Genomic DNA, 18,387 nt, shown 5'->3' with positions numbered 1-18,387 from the left:
CGCAAGATAAAATCCAAACAAAAATAATAGAACCAATAAAATTGGATGCCAAGCACCTATATAAAAAAGTTGGTCAAATAGAAATGATTGCATGTACTATATTTTTATAGATATTGGTTTGTTTAATCATAATTATAATAAAAAAGGACTAAATCCAAAGATTTAATCCCTTTTTTGTGTTAGGCGAGCAATTATTTTTCAATAATAGCAGTTACACCTTGACCACCAGCAGCACAGATCGATACTAAGATACGACCTGATCCTTTTTGGTTTAAGATTTTTGCAGCAGTCGCGATGATACGACCACCAGTAGCAGCGAATGGGTGACCAGCAGCTAAAGAAGAGCCTTTAACATTTAGCTTGCTACGATCAATTGAACCTAAAGGTGCATCTAAACCTAAACGCTCTTTACAGAATTTTTCATCTTCCCAAGCTTTCAAAGTAGAAAGAACTTGTGATGCAAATGCTTCGTGGATTTCATAGTAGTCGAAATCTTGAAGTTTAAGACCAGCACGCTCAAGCATACGCGGAACTGCATAAGCAGGCGCCATCAATAAGCCTTCTTTTTTACCAACGAAATCAACTGCAGCAGTTTCAGAGAATGTTAAGTAAGCAAGAACTTCGTGGCCATTTGCTTTAGCCCATTCTTCAGAAGCTAAAAGTACACATGATGCACCATCAGTAAGTGGAGTAGAGTTACCCGCTGTCATTGTTGCAGCTTCGCCTTTACCAAATACTGGTTTTAATTTTGCTAATTTCTCAGCTGTAGAGTCAGCACGTAAGTTGTTATCACGGCTTAAACCAAGGAAAGGCGTAATTAGGTCATCGAAGAAACCTTCTTCGTATGCTTTCGCCATTTTTTGGTGAGAAGAAGCAGCTAAAGCATCTTGCTCTTCACGTGGAATACCCCACTCAAGTGCAGTAATCGCTTGGTGATCACCCATAGATAAACCAGTACGTGGTTCACCATTTTTAGGCGCATCCATAAGATCTTTAACATTGATCTTAGAAAGTGCTTTTAAGCGATCTTTACCTGTTTTAGCAATGTTAAGCTCAAGTAAAGCTTTACGTAAGCCGTCACCAAATGCGATAGGTGCATCAGATGTAGTATCAACACCACCAGCGATACCCACTTCGATTTGACCTAGAGCAATTTTGTTTGCTACTTGGAATGCTGCTTGTAAACCAGTACCACAAGCTTGTTGAAGATCACAAGCTGGTGTTTCAGGAGCAAGTTGAGTATTTAAAACACACTCACGAGTCATGTTGAAGTCACGGCTGTGTTTTAATACTGCGCCAGCAACAACTTCACCCAAACGTTGACCTTGTAGGTTGAAGCGCTCAACCAAACCGTTTAACGCAGCAGTAAACATGTCAATGTTAGAAGCTGTGAAATAAGCGCCGTTAGAGCGAGCGAAAGGAATACGGTTACCGCCGATAATGGCAACACGGCGCACAGTGTTTTGGCTCATGGTTTTATCCTGTTGAACAGAAGGTTTGGTTGTTTTAGCTGATGCTGCTTTTGTAGTACTTGAAGAAGCAGTACTTTTCGGACTACGAGTGGTAGTACGAGTTGTCTTAGGTGTCGTGCTTGCTGCTTTTGAAGTTGTGCTAGCAGTTTTACGTGTAGTAGAAGCTGCTTTTGATGTATTTGACACATTTTCTTCAGCAGAATTTTCGACTGCTGGATTTTCTTGAGTTGTTTTGCTCATAAGGCTTTTCCAAGCATAATTGCGATATTCTTGTGATAACAATACCATATTTACAATACTGCTGTATTGACTAGAATGACGCTTTAGACCACATTCAGGTCAAGACATCAGAACATGAACTCAAGTATGATTTGTTATGAGTCAATCAGACATTGATTTCATGTTTTTAGGCTAACATGAAGCATATGTTTGTAGAAAATTCATTTGTATGAGAGATAATAATCATGACCGATCAATACCAAGCATTTACACAATCACCTTTGGGTAAGTTTGTTGTAAAAAATTTAGGTTTACCATCGCCAGTAACGTTAGAACGTTTTGAAAGTGCTCAACCTGTTGTGAATGGTGCCGTATTGTTTGGCACTGCTCCATCAAGCACGATTTCTGCTGCTATTGCTCAAGTACTTAGCAATATCCATGCAGATAGCTATGTGGGTAATAATGTTGAATTACAACAAACTGCTGCAAAAGTTGGTTTAAATCTTCGTCCTTTAAACGCTGATGATAAAGAGTCAAAGTTTAAAGCGGTGGTATTTGATGCTTCTGGTATTCAAGATTCTGAACAATTAAAAGCATTGTATAACTTCTTTAATCCGATCGTTCGTCAAATTTCTAGTTCTGGTCGTGTGATTGTTATTGGTACAACACCAGAAACAGCTAAGACTGTAAAACAAGCAATTGCACAACGTGCGCTTGAAGGCTTTGTTAAATCTGCTGGTAAAGAATTTAAAAAAGGTATCACCGCTCAAGTGGTTTATGTTGATCAAGGTGCTGAAGCAAACCTAGAGTCAACTTTACGGTTCTTAATCTCTCCGCGTTCAGCTTATGTTTCTGGTCAAGTGATCCGTGTTTCTAAAGCGGATGTGGTTGACTTAGATTGGGCGAAGCCACTTGCAGGTAAAACGGCATTAGTAACAGGTGCGAGCCGTGGTATTGGTGAAGCAATCGCTCATGTTCTTGCTCGTGATGGCGCGCATGTGATTTGCTTAGACGTTCCACAACAACAAGCTGATTTAGAGCGTGTTGCAGGTTCAATTGGTGGCTCAGTATTGGCAATTGACATTACTGCTGCTGATGCGGGTGAAAAAATCAAAACTGCTGCTGCAAAACAAGGTGGTTTAGACGTTATTGTTCACAACGCGGGTATTACTCGTGATAAAACTTTGGCAAATATGAAGCCTGAGCTTTGGGATCTAGTCATCAACATTAACTTATCTGCTATTGAGCGCGTTAACGATTACTTACTTTCTAATGATGGTTTAAATGCAAATGGTCGTATCGTTTGTGTATCATCAATCAGTGGTATCGCTGGTAACTTAGGTCAAACTAACTATGCTGTTTCTAAAGCAGGTGTGATTGGTTTAGTGAAGTTTACTGCGCCTACATTAAAGAATGGCATTACCATTAATGCTGTTGCACCAGGTTTCATTGAAACTCAAATGACTGCTGCGATTCCTTTTGCGATTCGTGAAGCAGGTCGTCGTATGAACTCAATGAATCAAGGTGGTTTGCCTGTAGATGTCGCTGAAGCGATTGCTTGGTATGCATCAACAGGTTCAACAGGTGTGACTGGTAACGTAGTACGCGTTTGTGGTCAAAGCCTGTTAGGTGCTTAAGCATTAAGGTTTTGAAGAGGGGTGCTAGTGCATCCCTTTTTTATAAAAATATAGAAAGGTTTATTATGAATACACGTCATTTTAGTCAATTACCAAAACCTTATTTAGCTTATCCAAAAGTTATCCAAGGTTTAATTTTCAAAAAGCCGAAAGGTGAAAAAGTTTTGCCACAAGTTGAATATGTGGTTGATACACTCAAAATTGATGCAAAACATTTAGAAAGCTACAACGAAATTTGTGGTTTTAAAAATGATGGATTTGTACCTGCAATTTACTTGGCAGTATTATCTCAAAGCTTGCAAATGCACATGATGACGAGCGAAGCGTTCCCATTTGCGATATTAGGTTTGGTGCATATCCGTAACCAGATCAAACAAACACGCAAAATTGGTGTAGATGAGCAGATTACATTGTCATGTAAATTTGGCGAGCTACAACCACATGATAAAGGCTTACAGTTTGATTTCATCACAACTGCAAAAGTTGGTGGTGAAGTGGTGATGGAAAGTTTAACCACTTACTTATCTCGCCAAAAAACTGAGAAAAAAGCATCTGAAAAAGCGAAAGAAAATAAAGAGCCAGCTTATCAGCCGCAAACAGAATGGAATATTTCTGAGAATACTGGTCGCCGTTATGCAATGATTTCAGGTGACTTTAATTTGATTCATATCCACGCTGTTACAGCAAAAGCATTTGGTTTTAAACAAGCAATTGCACATGGTATGTGGAGTAAAGCAAAAGCATTAGCTAGCCTTGAACTTCCAAATGCGTATGAAGCAGATGTCTGGTTCAAGTTACCTATGTTTTTACCTTCAACAGTAGAGTTTTTAACTGCGATTGAACCAAAACAAACTGAGTTTTTAATTCGTAATGTAAAATCTAAAAAACCACATGTTGCGGGTACAGTAAAAGCCCTTTAATACCATCATGTATTTCTAATGATCCCTTTTGTTCGCAAGAGGGATATTCTAAAAGTATAAATATCATAAGGATTTGAGCTTTGATTAGAGAACTTTTATTAGCCGATACTCATAATTATCGTGGCACAGTTGATGAACGGTTTTCTGATTTAGCACGTCAGTTTAGCCGTTTTCAAGATGCAAGAAGCGATCGGGGTGGTGCGGCTTTGGTTGTTTATTTCCAAGGCAAAAAAGTTGTCGATATATTTACAGGTAAAAAATCTCAAGAAGAAGATTGGCAGTCTGATACTTTGGCAATGTGCTATTCAACAGGTAAAGGAATCTTAGCAACGCTTGCACATATTTTAGTAAGTGAAGGCTTACTTGATTACGAGCAACCAATTGCAAATTATTGGCCTGAATTTGCTCAAAATGGTAAAGCGAATATCACATTAAGGCACGTGTTATCTCATCAAACGGGTCTATTTGATATTCGTAACCTTATCGATTCAGCAACAGAGATGTTAGATTGGCAACATATGTTAGAGGTTGTAGCAGGTGCTACGCCACGCTTTACAGCAGGGCAAAGTTATGCGTATCAACCATTAACTTATGGTTGGATTTTGGGGGGTGTGGTTGAGAAAGCTGCTAAACAACCTTTAAATTGGCTAATGCAACGTTATTTAGTTCAGCCGCTCGAATTGAATGGAGCGTATTTTGGCGTACCAAGTTCAGAATTGAATCGTGTCGCTCGCTTAATATCAAAACCAAAAACGCTTGTTACTTCTAAACCTCAAGTGCAAAAAAGTAATCAATCGCGTAAGCCATCTTTATCTGAAAAATTATTAGAACTATCAGGACAAAGCCCACAAGATTTTAAAGATGCAATGATTCCAAAAGGAATGAATCATTTTAGCTTTTTTAGCGATGCTGGCTTACAGGCAATTATTCCTGCTGCAAATGGGGTGTTTACTGCGGATAGTTTAGCAAAAGTTTACGCTATGCTTGCCAATAAAGGGCAGTGGTATGGTGAGCAGTTAATTCGCCCTGAGATTTTCAAGCAGTTAGGTAAAGTACAATTCACAGTACGTGATCGAGTGATGCCTATTCCAATGCATTGGCGTTTAGGATATCACCGTATTTTAACGATGGGTAAGCGTGCACCACATGGTTTTGGTCATGTTGGTTTTAATGGCTCGGGTGCTTGGTGTGATCCTGATCGCGGAATCAGTTTTGCTTACACGCATAATTTTAATGTCACATCTGCGACAGGCGATTATCGTTTATGGGGTTTGAGCCAAGAAACTTTACGTTGTGCAGATGAAATATTAAATGGTCGTAAGGGCTGGTTTTAATTGATTTTATTTTGAATAAGGCGGAATATGATAAATCACCGCCTCATATTTGCTTTCTGTTTTGTATCCAGCAATAGTTCCACCTAAAAATTCAGCCAGTTTACGACTTGGCTGATTATCTACTGCAACAGGGTATACAAAGTATTGCGCGGATATATTGCGAGAAGCCCAACAAAAGACTTCAAGCAATGCTTCTTTAGCAAAACCCTGATTGTGACAATCTTCTCGAATCCACAAACCCAGTTCAGGGGTTAAAGTGTGCATCCGATGTAAGCCAATAAGACCAGTAAAACGTAGATTTTCTTTATCACGTAATACGAAGTGAAGGTCAGTGGCGTTTGCTTCAGCAATCAGCCATTTTTTACAGATATATTCTAATGCTTCAAGACTTTGAGCTGGTTCCCACGCCATATATCGAGTTAATGTTGGTGTTATGCAAGCATAGATTTCAGATATATCTTCTACAGAAAATATGAATAAATTTAGCCTAGAACTTTCTAAAATTGGTATTTTCATTTTTTATTTCATAAATAAATCTGTTTTAAAATATCAATTTAACTTTAATTTTTAAGTCAACACTCATGATCATTGTAACTTCATATTTTTGCTGTCTTGTTCCTCTAAATTGGAACGACTAAACTCAAGATTATACTATTTAGTAAAATTAATAAGTAAGAGGGTTTATGTGCTGAATTACACACTTTTACAGCAAATCATATAGAGCCACAATCTTCTTTAAAATTACAGCTTCTGCTTGGATATTTAGTCTATTAACTTGAATGGTTAAACAGATTATTGCTAAACTGTGATAAAAATAAGATTATGATTTTAAATGATATATTATAAATATTAATTGAGTGGTGAGGTGGTTTCTGCTACTCTTATCGTGCAAAAAAAGCACAAAAAAGGAAAATAAATGAAATTAAGTCTTAGAGTGATTTGTATAGCTGGACTATTAGCTGCATCAGCAGTTTATGCTTCTACTACATTATCTCCAAATCAAAATAGTAATAGTGGCAATATCCCAACGGGTTACGCTGATCTAAAATTTGTTTTAGCAAATGGCAATTGGGTAAAGAATATTTATTTGCCAAATAACGCAAATAATTTAGACAAGGTGACTATTCAATCAACTGCGGGTTATAAAAGCTATTTAGATACTTCAAACACAAACTTGCCTATTGAAGTACTTGAAATACAAAGCGGAGATACTTTTCAATTTGTCTATAATTCAACTTCAAAGAAATGGGTGGCTCAACTTGCTACTGTAAGTCCGAGTAATAATTCACAAGTTGAACAAATCGCATTAAGTAATATTAAATTACAGCAAGTTTCAGTTGCCGATGGAAAATGGGCAAAAACAATTGTGCTGCCAACGAATGTGATGGATGGCGCTTTAGTTCAAATTGTTTCTACTGCGGCTTACGCTTCTGAAATTTCTAAAGATAATTTACTTTTTGGTAGTAGCTATAATCTAAATAATGGCAGTGAATACTGGCTCAAATATAATGCTGCTTTGCAGAAATGGGTTCCTGAGTTTATTAAACCCGTTAAAATAAATGTTAAGGATATTGGAACAAGCTTAAATGCTGTAACGACACCTGTAACGGAAGTTAATTTTGCAGATGCAAATTGGGTTTCAAATTTCACATTGCCAAATACTGCAAATGATCGTGATCGTGTCATTATTAAATCAACAGCAACTTGGGCTGCAAAAATTAATAATACGAATACCAATAGTAGTGCGACATTGAGCCTGAAAACAGGTGACCAATATGAGTTTATGTATGTAACAGATAAGGCTCATTGGGTGCTAATGTCTGCTCCAACAAAAACTATTAGTTCAAGCAGTACAATTGCTTCAACTTTACCCAACATGACTCAGCCTACACTCAAAGTGAATATTTCGGATTCTAATTGGAAACAAACAATTAATTTACCGACAACAGCACAGGTGGGTGATAAGGTCATTTTGTCTTCTACAGCGGGTACAAATAGTTTTATTACAGCTGCTAACGGCTTATCTACTACAATCAAAACTGGTGAAAATCGTCGTTTTATTTTCACTGCTCAAGGTTGGGCAATTGATAGCTATACCATTGATATATTGTTGGTCAATAGTCCAGACGTTTCTAGTATTTTAGGTGAAAGTGCTTCAAAACTTCGTATGATTGAAGGATTGAATTTAACTAATTTAACTGCGGAAAATTCATCAGCTAAATTCTATTTAAGACAAACAGGATATTTAACTTATAAAATTCCTGCTGCAACTTTACTTGATGCAATTAATGTTGGACGCTCGGATACAACCGTTCAAGCAGAGCGTAAACGTGTATTAGCAGATGGGGTATATTACCAAGGAAATGAGCCTGGTGCTGGCGGTTGTGGTTGGGCTTGGATCAATGCGAGTTCGTATAACATGATTGGAGCTAATGATATTGCTGGCTGTTCAGTTGCAGCAATGCGTCATGAAGTTGGTCATAACTTAGGTTTGTATCATGGCGACTCAGCCAATATTGGTTCAGGTTTTTCTCATCCATTAGGAAGCACCGCTTTGGGTGGAAATAACTTAAACTTTTATTCAAGCCCATATCTTTATAACCCTAAATATGGTGTGCGTTTAGGCGAAGAAGGCAAGAAAGATGCTGTTAGTGTTATTAATGCTAACGTTATCCGAATCTCACAATATAATTAAGTTGTTTTCAAATTTATGAAGCACTATAAAATTTTAACTTTACTTGCAGTCACGTTGATCGTGACTGTGGGTTTATTTGTTTTTTTTAAGCCTGATCAAGTTGTGGCATCTACACAGAATGGCTCAACTCAAAAATCAAATCGTTTTAATTCTTCGGATCAATCCGAATCTAATTTTCCGCGTGACAATTTGAATATTTCAAAAAAGGAGTTAGAAACTGCGAAGAAAGAAACCGTTTTGTTTCATGAAATACAAGACAATGATTTGAAAAATAGTGAAGCCTTACCGCTTTCTAAAAGCAATAAAGGAATGGCTGTTAACTATAATCAAAATATTATTGAAACCAAAAATATAGGTGATGTTGTTAAGTTCCAGATGCTTGAGTATGGACTCAATCGTAGTGGGAAAATTGTTGAAATTGAAAAGCTAGATGATGATATCTTACGTTGGCGTGGTGAGTTTGAACAAGGTATACCAGAGAGGAATTATTTTACGATTACTCAAAGCCAAAAAGATCAATATACGATTATTCAGATTTACAGTGATAAAGGAAATTATACAGCTGAGATCAAAAATGGACAGGGTATTGTGCAAGTGATGGATCAAGGGGTTGAAGATAAAGAAGTACATGCGCATGATCATTAACTCAGGGATAAAGCTCTGATTTGATCATATATTCGGTATGCCGTTTAAAATCTTCTTCATTTAGTCCCGACAAACCAAGTTTATAAATACCTTCTAAACCGCAGACAAAAGCAATCAAACGCCAAGCAATGTCTTGGCTTTTTGTTTCAAATTTAAACTCTTCGCAAAGTTTACCTTCTTCGATAATTTTGACGATAGAATCGTGCCAATCTTGCATTGCGATGTTATAGGCTTTTTTAATTTCTGCATCTTGTTCAATTAAAACTTCAGCTTCATTCCATAATCTTAAATAGGGCTGAACTTGCTCTATATTTTCACAGCCCAGTAAAAAATAAATACGATGTAAATAGTTGTTTGTAGCCACCAGACTTTCAATTTCATCTAGTTGCTGCATGAGTTGAATAAATGCTTCGGCTTTTAAATGTGAGTTGGATGCAAAGTGATGATGTACTTGTCCTGTTGAGGTTTGCGCTTCAGTGGCAATACGACGTACAGTCATTGCTGAGAAACCTTCATTTAAAGCAACTTTCATAGCCGCTTGTAGAATCATTTCACGACGTCGATCTTTGTTTAAATATGCCATATTTCATCACCTTGAATAGCTTTTCACAAACCGATACAAACTAACTTAAATTTTAAAGTTGGACAAGTGTTCAGTTTTGATTATAATAAAGCCAATTTGAACAATTGTCCAACTCAGAGGCATTTATGACCCGCAAGTGGTTAATTCTTGCAATCATTGCATTGATCTATCTCCCTGTTGTTATTGATGCAACCGTATTACACGTTGCTGCGCCAACACTTATTGATTCATTATCACTAACAAACAATGAATTGTTATGGATTATTGATATTTATTCCTTGGTTATGGCGGGACTGATTCTGCCGATGGGTGCGTTGGGGGATCGTATTGGATTTAAACGCTTAATGATGATCGGCGGCGGATTATTTGGCTTAGCATCTTTGATGGCTGCATTTTCTTCTACAGCATGGATGTTGATTGCATCTAGAGCGTTATTGGCAGTAGGCGCAGCTATGATTCTACCTGCGACACTCTCCGCTGTACGGAATACCTTTTTGGATGAAAAGCAACGTAATATTGCATTAGGTATATGGACGACTGTCGGTGGTGGTGGTGCAGCCTTTGGTCCTTTATTTGGTGGTTTCTTACTTGAGCACTTTCATTGGGGAGCGGTATTTTTAATCAATATTCCAATTGTTATCGTGGTATTGATCATGGCTTATTGGGTGATTCCAAAACAGGCGGGGCAACCAAAACAAAATTTAAACTTGGTACAAGCCTTAGTGTTGGTATTCGCCATTTTGTGCATCATTTATGCAGTAAAAACAGCAATGCATGCGTTTACTATGAATGTTGTCGTGATTTTTGTTGTTGGACTTAGCTTATTAATTGCTTTTATCCGCAAACAATTAACCGCCACATCACCAATGATTGATATGCAATTGTTTAAACATCCTGTGATTGCTACGGGTATGGTCATGGCAGTCGTATCAATGATGGCACTGGTTGGTTTTGAATTACTCATTTCTCAAGAATTGCAGTTTGTTTATGAACTATCGCCATTAGCAGCAGGGATGTTTATTTTACCTTTTATGCTGGCGTTTAGTTTAGGTGGGCCTATTGCAAGTATATTGGTCAATCGCTTTGGTTTACGTTTGATTGCAAGTCTTGGTATGTTGATGAGTGCAATAAGTTTGTGGGGCTTAGCTAATACGGACTTTATGCAAGCCAAACTTCAAGCTTGGGCGTGGATGGTGGCGTTAGGTTTGAGTGTGGAAATAGCTTTACTTGCTTCCACCTCAGCAATCATGTCATCAGTACCACCCACTAAGGCAAGTGCTGCTGGTGCAATTGAAGGAATGGCATATGAACTTGGTGCTGGTTTCGGTATTGCTTTTTTTGGATTATTGCTTTCTTGGTTCTATGCACAAGCAATTGTAATACCAAATGAAGTTCCTGAGTCATTGATCGCGCAGGTGAGCACTTCAATTGGTGAGGCTGTACAAGCAGTTAAACAGGCATCACCAAGTATTGCTGATCAAGTGATTTCTGCGGCGCAACTTGCTTTTAGTCAATCACATCGGGCTGTATTAGAAGTGGCAGCAACCTTCTTTTTGGTGTTGACGGTATTTATTTGGTTTGCTTTACCAAAGCGAGTTGAGATCGTTGAGGAATAAAATAATGACTTACCCTTATCTATATAGATTTAGATAAGGGTGTTTTGTTTTTAAGGAATAGCTATCCCAAATTCACGTAAAATCTTACACAACTGAATCATCGGTAAACCCATCAATGTGGTTTGATCATCTCCCACCATTTTTTCAAATAAGCTAATCCCTAAGCTTTCACACTTAAAGCTGCCTGCACAATGCAAAGGCTGATCAATTTCAATATAACGTTCAATTTCAGCGATCGTTAGTTGGCGAAATTTTACTTGGTAATGTTCGACTAGTGTGGTTTCAAAGCCAGATTGTAAATGCTGGACACTGAGCGCCGTGCTAAAAAATACAGTTTTCCCGGAGTTTGCTTGTAATTGTTGAATCGCATTTTCAACCGTTAATGGTTTACCAATAAAGTCATAAGGCGCATGTTCACGCCAAGCAACTTGATCAGAACCAATCACAATCGCATTTGGATTTTGCTCAGCAATCACCCGTGCTTTCTCGAAAGCGAGACGTTTAGCCAAATCATCGGCATGTAATTCACCATCTGCTGACTCATCGATATCAGGTGAAATACAGCGATAATTTAGATGTAAACGATCCATCAGATCTTTGCGGGTTTGGCTGCTCGAAGCCAAAATTAGTTCAAATTGACGCATTACACCGCATATTCCACAAGAATATTAAGCGGAACATAATGTAAAACTGCATTATGGCAAGCGTTCAATTTAATAGGCGGGGCTTGACCCGCTTCATATGCCTCAACCCATCGTGTCACGCAAATACACCAGAAATCACCAGGCTTTAGTCCTGGGAATCCAGCTTCAGGTAAAGGGGTAATTAAATCGTTACCAATCTTTTGTGAAAAATTTAGAAATTCAGAGGTCATCTGTGCACACATCGTGTGTTGACCAATATCTGTGACCGAGGTGTGACAAAAACCGTTACGGAAATATCCTGTAATCGGATCATAACAACAACTGGCTAAAGGTTCGCCAAGGACATTTAAACGATTAATTTTTGGATCAGGATGAATAGACATAATCATATTAAGAATAAGTGACATTGATTATCATAATCAAAAGTGACGCTTTCGCCAGCTTTTCTGCAAAAAAACTCACCTTTATTTTTGATAATCATTTAAAATTGTGCCGTTTTTAAAATCAACTAGAGAGCCACCCATGAATTTTCAGCGCATGACTGACCTTGATTTAACAGGTAAACGTGTTCTTATTCGTGAAGACTTAAACGTTCCTATAAAAAATGGGGAAATTACTAGCGATGCACGTTTGCGTGCGGCGTTTCCAACGATCAAAGCTGCTTTAGATAAAGGTGCGGCAGTGATGGTGTTTTCTCATCTTGGTCGTCCTGTAGAGGGTGAGCCAAAACCAGAACAATCACTTGCACCAGTAGCAGCGTATTTAACGAAAGCTCTAGGTCAAGATGTAAAATTATTTACTGATTACTTAGATGGTGTTGAGGTTGAAGCGGGTCAAGTTGTATTGCTTGAAAACGTGCGTTTCAACCATGGTGAAAAGAAAAATAACGAAGAGCTTGCAAAAAAATATGCAGCACTTTGTGATGTATTTGTTATGGATGCCTTTGGTACAGCACACCGTGCAGAAGCGTCAACTGAGGGTGCAGCACGTTTTGCTCCAATCGCAGCAGCAGGTCCATTATTGGCGGCTGAGTTAGATGCGCTTGGTCGTGCGATGCAAACGCCTGAAAAACCAATGGTAGCGATTGTTGCAGGTTCTAAAGTTTCTACAAAACTTGATGTACTGAATTCACTTTCTACAATCTGCGATCAACTGATCGTGGGTGGTGGTATTGCCAATACATTCCTTGCTGCTGCAGGCTTTAATGTTGGTAAATCACTTTACGAAGCTGATTTAGTTGAAACTGCAAAACAAATTGCTGCAAAAGTTAGTGTTCCATTGCCAACAGATGTTGTAGTTGCTGATGCGAGCCAAATTAGCTTCGATGATTTCTTAGGCTCATTAGCAAATGCACAAGCTGTTGTGAAAAACGTTGCAGATGTAACTGATACCGATATGATTTTAGATGTTGGTCCAGAAACTGCTAAAGCATTTGCTGAGATATTAAAAACCTCGAAAACGATTCTTTGGAATGGTCCAGTAGGCGTATTTGAAGTGGATCAATTTGGTGAAGGAACCAAGACGCTGTCGTTAGCAATTGCTGAGTCGGCTGGTTTCTCTATTGCAGGTGGTGGTGATACCCTTGCTGCAATTGACAAGTATGAAGTTGCTGATCAAATTGGTTATATTTCGACTGGTGGCGGTGCATTCTTAGAATTTGTAGAAGGCAAAACTTTACCTGCTGTTGCGGTTTTACTTGAGCGTGCATAATCAGTATTAATCTTATATTTTTTAATAAGATGATAGAAAAAGAGCCGAGCTGAATCGGCTCTTTTTTGTTTTAGGATAAGTTGCAGTCATAAAAATGTCATATATTTGAAATATGCTTGTCATTAACTTAAGCAAGTAACTGTGGAAAGCCGTGATGAAATTCAAATTAACTCTTGCCGCTTTAATCATTGCCCCAATCATGTTGACTGCGTGTGCAAAGAAAGAAGAAGCGAACAACGCTGAACAGCAAGAACAAGCAGCTTCAACTGTATCGACACAGACTACCCCAGAACAACAAGCTGCCATTGATGCAATTGATAAACCGAATTTAGATGAGAAGAATACTGATGTTGTAGAAAGTGCAGCATCGGAAGGAGCAGCGAGCGAAGCTCAGTAAGCTCCCCCACAATGAGAAAAGCCGATGTGATCACATCGGCTTTTTTTATTTAAGCATTAGGCTTGCAGTAGAAGGTCAATGTCGTTTGGTAATCATCATCTTTGGCTATAGAAGCATTTTTCCCTGTAAGTGTGCCGATTACGCCCGCAGCAGCTTCGACCATTTTTCCAGTTTGTTCATCTACGACGCCTTTCAATACACCTTGGTAAACTGTTTTTTCGTCGACAACAACAGGGGCAGTATTGCGCGTACAAGTTTTTTGAGCAGCACTTATTGTATTGTTTTTAGAAATTAAATTTGTTTTACCAATACCTGTCACTTCATATTGATTATTTTCTTTTTGAATCGCTAAGGTATTGGTTGGTGTTGATGCGCATGCAGTAAGACCAAGTGCCAAGCCACCTAATAAACTCATGATAAATGTTTTTTTCATTGCTTGCTCTCTGGTAGTTACATAATTGTATTATTTGAACATATAATTTTTGAGTGCTTTTGCAGGTTATGTACAGTTTGTAGTGAGGCTCTGTTAAATTTCTCAAATTGATGATTCAGCAAGGATTAAACGTGGTGGAAAATAGTCAGATTATGCTAATCTAGCGCAATCCTTATGTTAGTTAGATTCATGTCAATGACGGACTCAAATATAGAGACGATTCATCAAAATATTCATCAACGTCAATCGATTGGACAACTCATTGAGCCTGCGCCCAATACACAACAAATTGAAAAAGCAGTACAAGCTGCACTTACAGCGCCTGATCATCACCGTTTAAAACCAACACGTTTTGTTGTTGTAACACCCGAATTACGTGCTGCATTTGGTGAGCATTTAGCTCAAGCTTTGACTGATTTAGGTGAGGCTGATCCAGCACAATTAGATCGCGCTAAACAGCATCCTTTTCGTGCTCCTTTATTGGTCTTGGCATTAACTACGCTTCAAGATCATCCAAAAGTTCCTCATTTTGAGCAGATATTAAGTACAGGTGCAGCAATTCAAAACTTCTTGCTCTCCTTACAAGCACAAGGCTTTGCAAGCATGTGGCGTTCGGGTGCAGTGGTTGAGTCAAATTGGTTAAAACAACAATTGGGGCTTAAGCAACAAGATCTAATTTCTGGCATTATTTACATTGGAACAGCGGCTAAAGCAATTGCTCCTCGTAATGATGTAGATGTTCAAGAATTTTTAAAGGTTTGGCAGCCAAACTAACCTTATTTGTTAACGATTAAAGAAATAAATTGGTTTAGGATAAAAAATGACAGAGTTAAAATTTAGTGATTTAGTTGAGCCTGTAGCAGTAGATCAAAAAACAGCATTAAGAATTACTGTATTGGGTGGTGGTAGTTTCGGTACGGCAATGGCCAATTTAGCTGTGCGTAATGGCTGCGACACCATGATTTGGATTCGTGACGAAGAAGCAGCGAATGAAATAAACCAAACACATGTTAATAAACGTTATTTACCTGATTTTACATTGGAAACAGGACTGCGTGCAGTATCAGATTTAGAATTGGCTGTGCGAGATCGCGATATTATTTTAGTAGCAATTCCAAGTCATTCATTTCGAGATGTTTTGAAAAAAATTGCGCCGTTCATTAGCGCTCAAGCAGTTGTTTCTCTAACTAAAGGTATCGAAGCAAAGACCTTTAGTTTCATGAGTGAAATCATTCGTGAAGAATTACCTGAAGTGCCTTATGGCGTATTATCAGGACCAAACTTAGCAAAAGAAATTATGGCTGGTATGCCATCAGGTACAGTAATCGCAAGTGAATCAGAATTGGTTCGTTATGCAGTTCAACATGCTTTACATAGTGCCTTATTCCGTGTCTTTGGTAGTGATGATGTGCATGGTGTTGAGTTGGGTGGAGCACTAAAAAATATCTATGCAGTTGCGATGGGTATGGGCGGGGCTTACAAGATTGGTGAAAATACCAAAAGTATGATTTTAACTCGTGCTTTGGCAGAAATGAGCCGTTTCGCTGTAAAGCAGGGTGCTAACCCATTAACTTTCTTAGGATTGTCAGGTGTCGGTGATTTATTTGCGACGTGCAATAGTCCATTGAGTCGTAATTACCAAATTGGATTTGCACTTGGATCTGGTAAAACGCTTGATCAAGCAACAAAAGAGTTAGGTCAGACGGCAGAAGGGATTAATACCATTGTACAAGTACGAGCTAAAGCACAAGAGTTAGATGTGTACATGCCGATCACGAATGCATTGTATGAAGTCATTTTTGAAAATGCACCACCTATGACAATTGCGCTTTCTTTAATGAAGAATGGTCATCGCAGTGATGTTGAGTTTGTTTTACCACATCATGAAGTCTAATCAAAAAACTGTCATCAAATGTAGTTAAAATATAGATATAAAAAATAAGGTAATTTTATGCAGTTAACTTTAGTTCGTCACGGTGAAGCGTCTCCAGCCATCAATGGAAATGATACGCAACGTCCCTTAACACAACGTGGACATCAGCAAGCTGAACAAACAGGTCAGTTTCTAAAAGATGTTATTCAACCTGAAATTTTTATTGTCAGTCCTTTATTACGTGCCCAAGAAACTCTGGCACATATAAAAGCTCATTTTTACGGTATTCCAGTTTTAATTTGCGATAAAATTAAACCTGATGATGATGCGAAAGATGCGATAGAATGGCTATCAAAATTGCCGTATGAATCAATTGCTGTTGTGTGTCATATGAATGTAGTTGCACATATTGCTGAACAATTGACGCATGAGAATTTTAATCCATTTGCGTTGGCTGAAGCACGTATTTATGCTCAAGCTGTGATCGCAAATGGTTTATCTACACAAAAGAATCGTTTTACACCAACAATATAATTTTATATATCCACAATAGGATAAGGGTACTGAACACCGATGCTGCATATATGGATGCCCGAAACCAATGGAACATGGTATTGGTCGAATGGGGAAAATTGGTTAGAGGCAGTAAGTCTTGAACAGTTAATACAAGATTTGCAAGCGCATAACGGCAAAGAAGCTGTGCTTTATTTTCCAAGCCGAAATGCTCAAATCATGCAGCAACCCATGACTAAAACGCATTATAAGCAACTAGGTCAAGAGGGGATCAAATATCTATTAGAGGAGTTTGTAACCTTACCGATTGATCAAATGAAAGTTGTTCATCACTTCCAAAATGATCAACTTTATATTTTAGGTGTTGCTCAATCGACCATTGAAACTTGGCAACATGCTTTAAGTCTTTTACCTGTCCAAATTACAGCATTTTTACCCGATTTCTTAATTTTGCCAGAACCAGAGCAAAGTGAAGTGGTGATTGTAAATCTTTATGATCATTTATTGGTAAGAGAAGGTGTTTGGTCAGGTAACTCAGTGGATGATCTGGCTCTATTATTAGAATTTCAATCTCCAGAAACAAAATATAGATTTGCGAACCTGACTGAAACTCAGCATAGTTGTCTAGAACATATTTCAAGCCAAGATCAGCAGACACAGTTTAGTTATCAATTTCAGCCTTTATTAAAAGCAAAACAACATCCATTTAATGTGCTGCCAAAATCGAAAAATGCAGATGTTAAATGGTCTGGTTACTGGAAAGCTTCTGCATTTGTATTATTGGCCGTTATTTTTGTTCAACTCGGATACGATGCTTTACGATGGTCTAAATTGAAGAACGTTGCTGATCAAACAGCAGTTCAGGCGGTTGATCAATACAAACACTGGTTTGGCGAAAATAGTCGTGTGACGGAACAAAATATTAAAAGCCAATTTGAAAGCCAGTTGCGTATGAGCCAGCTTGGTGATACGCAAGCGTTGTCTTTACTTAGTCGAGTAGGGCCAATCTTAATGCAAAAACAGATCGTTGCTCAGCAAGTTAGTTATGAAGAATCTATGTTGGCAATGTCATTAAAAGCTAAATCAGCAGATGATTTGCAAGCACTGACTCAACAATTGAATCAACAAGGCTTTCAAGCTGAATTAGGTAATGTTCAAGCGGACAGCATCGGTGCAATTGGGATGGTGAAAGTAAAATAATGAAAGCAATAACAGTATTACAAAATAGCTTGGATCAAAAAACCGAAGCGCTGAACCAATATTTACAGAGTTTATCTGTTCGTGAACGAATGATGGTGATCTTCACAGCCGTATTTTTGACCATTGTGATTATAGGCTCTGCCTTATGGAAAATGCATACTCTAGCCGATCAGCAACAAAATCGCTTAAATGAACTTAAAGATTTAACCGTTTGGATGCAAAGTAATGCAGCCACGATGAAGCCTGCCAATGATCTTGGGCTTTCCGTTGCAGATAAAATTCAGCGTACTGCTCAGCAACAAGGTTTAGCCGTAGCGTCTCAGCAAAACGGAGATCAGATTCAATTGATTGCAGAACACCAAAATTATGCTGTTTTGGCTAATTTTTTGATGCAACTCTCTCAAATGGGCGTTAGTGTGCAAAAAATGGATATGGTATCAAGTAATAATCAAATTAAATTAACTGCAACAGTTGAATGAAAAATAGGGGCTATGGC

General features: G+C 38.2%; 19 protein-coding genes. 13 read left to right on the top strand and 6 right to left on the bottom strand.

Annotated elements, in window-relative coordinates:
- Window positions 1-191 precede the first annotated feature (191 nt).
- Window positions 192-1,712 carry an acetyl-CoA C-acetyltransferase gene (locus NGC85_RS10115; RefSeq protein ID WP_005058395.1) on the bottom strand — a complete coding sequence of 507 codons (1,521 nt, stop codon included), beginning with the start codon at window positions 1,710-1,712 and terminating at the stop codon, window positions 192-194.
- Window positions 1,713-1,936: 224 nt separating this feature from the next.
- Between NGC85_RS10115 and NGC85_RS10110 the strand changes: the two genes are divergently transcribed.
- From NGC85_RS10110 to NGC85_RS10100, 3 genes are all read left to right on the top strand, one after another.
- Window positions 1,937-3,328, top strand: a complete 1,392-nt coding sequence (locus tag NGC85_RS10110) for a 3-oxoacyl-ACP reductase (RefSeq protein WP_254730793.1) — start codon at window positions 1,937-1,939, stop codon at window positions 3,326-3,328.
- 65 nt (window positions 3,329-3,393) lie between these two features.
- On the top strand, window positions 3,394-4,248 hold the full coding sequence (locus NGC85_RS10105) for a MaoC/PaaZ C-terminal domain-containing protein (protein ID WP_005053334.1): 855 nt from the start codon (window positions 3,394-3,396) through the stop codon (window positions 4,246-4,248).
- A gap of 80 nt (window positions 4,249-4,328) precedes the next feature.
- The gene (locus tag NGC85_RS10100) at window positions 4,329-5,582 is read left to right on the top strand and encodes a serine hydrolase (protein ID WP_254730790.1); all 1,254 of its coding nucleotides are present in this window, start codon (window positions 4,329-4,331) and stop codon (window positions 5,580-5,582) included.
- A gap of 6 nt (window positions 5,583-5,588) precedes the next feature.
- Here NGC85_RS10100 and NGC85_RS10095 read toward each other — a convergent pair whose 3' ends face one another.
- Window positions 5,589-6,098, bottom strand: a complete 510-nt coding sequence (locus tag NGC85_RS10095) for a GNAT family N-acetyltransferase (RefSeq protein WP_254730787.1) — start codon at window positions 6,096-6,098, stop codon at window positions 5,589-5,591.
- A gap of 400 nt (window positions 6,099-6,498) precedes the next feature.
- Between NGC85_RS10095 and cpaA the strand changes: the two genes are divergently transcribed.
- Both cpaA and cpaB read left to right on the top strand, forming a co-directional pair.
- Window positions 6,499-8,277 carry a metalloendopeptidase CpaA gene (gene cpaA / locus NGC85_RS10090; protein ID WP_254730783.1) on the top strand — a complete coding sequence of 593 codons (1,779 nt, stop codon included), beginning with the start codon at window positions 6,499-6,501 and terminating at the stop codon, window positions 8,275-8,277.
- A 15-nt stretch (window positions 8,278-8,292) separates the two neighbouring features.
- Window positions 8,293-8,922, top strand: a complete 630-nt coding sequence (gene cpaB / locus NGC85_RS10085; RefSeq protein ID WP_254730780.1) for a metalloprotease secretion chaperone CpaB — start codon at window positions 8,293-8,295, stop codon at window positions 8,920-8,922.
- Between the two features lies 1 nt (window position 8,923).
- Here cpaB and NGC85_RS10080 read toward each other — a convergent pair whose 3' ends face one another.
- Window positions 8,924-9,505: a TetR family transcriptional regulator gene (locus tag NGC85_RS10080; RefSeq protein WP_254730777.1), complete on the bottom strand. Its 582-nt coding sequence runs from the start codon at window positions 9,503-9,505 to the stop codon at window positions 8,924-8,926.
- Window positions 9,506-9,630: 125 nt separating this feature from the next.
- On the opposite strand from NGC85_RS10080, the gene NGC85_RS10075 reads away from it, so the two are divergent.
- Window positions 9,631-11,121, top strand: a complete 1,491-nt coding sequence (locus NGC85_RS10075) for a SmvA family efflux MFS transporter (protein ID WP_254730774.1) — start codon at window positions 9,631-9,633, stop codon at window positions 11,119-11,121.
- 50 nt (window positions 11,122-11,171) lie between these two features.
- On the opposite strand, the gene NGC85_RS10070 is transcribed toward NGC85_RS10075, so the two are convergent.
- Together NGC85_RS10070 and NGC85_RS10065 are read right to left on the bottom strand one after the other, a co-directional pair.
- Window positions 11,172-11,765, bottom strand: coding sequence for a nucleoside triphosphate pyrophosphatase (locus NGC85_RS10070; RefSeq protein ID WP_254730771.1), 594 nt, complete (start codon window positions 11,763-11,765; stop codon window positions 11,172-11,174).
- Entirely contained in the window at window positions 11,765-12,148 is a 384-nt protein-coding gene (locus NGC85_RS10065; RefSeq protein ID WP_034710455.1) for a DUF2237 family protein, read from the bottom strand. The genes NGC85_RS10070 and NGC85_RS10065 overlap by 1 nt, the downstream gene beginning before the upstream one ends.
- Before the next feature lie 139 nt (window positions 12,149-12,287).
- Between NGC85_RS10065 and NGC85_RS10060 the strand changes: the two genes are divergently transcribed.
- Entirely contained in the window at window positions 12,288-13,475 is a 1,188-nt protein-coding gene (locus NGC85_RS10060) for a phosphoglycerate kinase (protein WP_254730768.1), read from the top strand.
- A gap of 154 nt (window positions 13,476-13,629) precedes the next feature.
- Window positions 13,630-13,872, top strand: a complete 243-nt coding sequence (locus tag NGC85_RS10055) for a hypothetical protein (RefSeq protein ID WP_254730765.1) — start codon at window positions 13,630-13,632, stop codon at window positions 13,870-13,872.
- A gap of 49 nt (window positions 13,873-13,921) precedes the next feature.
- Here the strand turns inward: NGC85_RS10055 and NGC85_RS10050 are convergent, their stop codons facing one another.
- Entirely contained in the window at window positions 13,922-14,305 is a 384-nt protein-coding gene (locus NGC85_RS10050; RefSeq protein ID WP_254730762.1) for a hypothetical protein, read from the bottom strand.
- 195 nt (window positions 14,306-14,500) lie between these two features.
- Between NGC85_RS10050 and NGC85_RS10045 the strand changes: the two genes are divergently transcribed.
- Genes NGC85_RS10045 through gspM form a run of 5 tightly spaced genes read left to right on the top strand, consistent with a single transcriptional unit; the run spans window position 14,501 to window position 18,370 of the window.
- Entirely contained in the window at window positions 14,501-15,079 is a 579-nt protein-coding gene (locus tag NGC85_RS10045; protein ID WP_254730759.1) for a nitroreductase, read from the top strand.
- A 46-nt stretch (window positions 15,080-15,125) separates the two neighbouring features.
- Window positions 15,126-16,199, top strand: coding sequence for an NAD(P)H-dependent glycerol-3-phosphate dehydrogenase (locus NGC85_RS10040; RefSeq protein ID WP_005053353.1), 1,074 nt, complete (start codon window positions 15,126-15,128; stop codon window positions 16,197-16,199).
- A 57-nt stretch (window positions 16,200-16,256) separates the two neighbouring features.
- Window positions 16,257-16,712 (top strand): phosphohistidine phosphatase SixA, encoded by a 456-nt coding sequence (gene sixA / locus NGC85_RS10035; RefSeq protein ID WP_254730756.1) that lies wholly within the window; start codon window positions 16,257-16,259, stop codon window positions 16,710-16,712.
- Window positions 16,713-16,751: 39 nt separating this feature from the next.
- Entirely contained in the window at window positions 16,752-17,891 is a 1,140-nt protein-coding gene (gspL, locus tag NGC85_RS10030; protein WP_005058422.1) for a type II secretion system protein GspL, read from the top strand.
- Window positions 17,891-18,370, top strand: coding sequence for a type II secretion system protein GspM (gene gspM / locus NGC85_RS10025; RefSeq protein WP_005053357.1), 480 nt, complete (start codon window positions 17,891-17,893; stop codon window positions 18,368-18,370). The genes gspL and gspM overlap by 1 nt, the downstream gene beginning before the upstream one ends.
- Window positions 18,371-18,387: the final 17 nt, after the last annotated feature.

Source organism: Acinetobacter sp. Z1 (assembly GCF_024296945.1).
Classification (GTDB): Bacteria; Pseudomonadota; Gammaproteobacteria; order Pseudomonadales; family Moraxellaceae; genus Acinetobacter; species Acinetobacter beijerinckii.
Note: the sequence above shows the minus strand (reverse complement) of the source record. Positions and strands in the feature narration are given on the sequence as shown.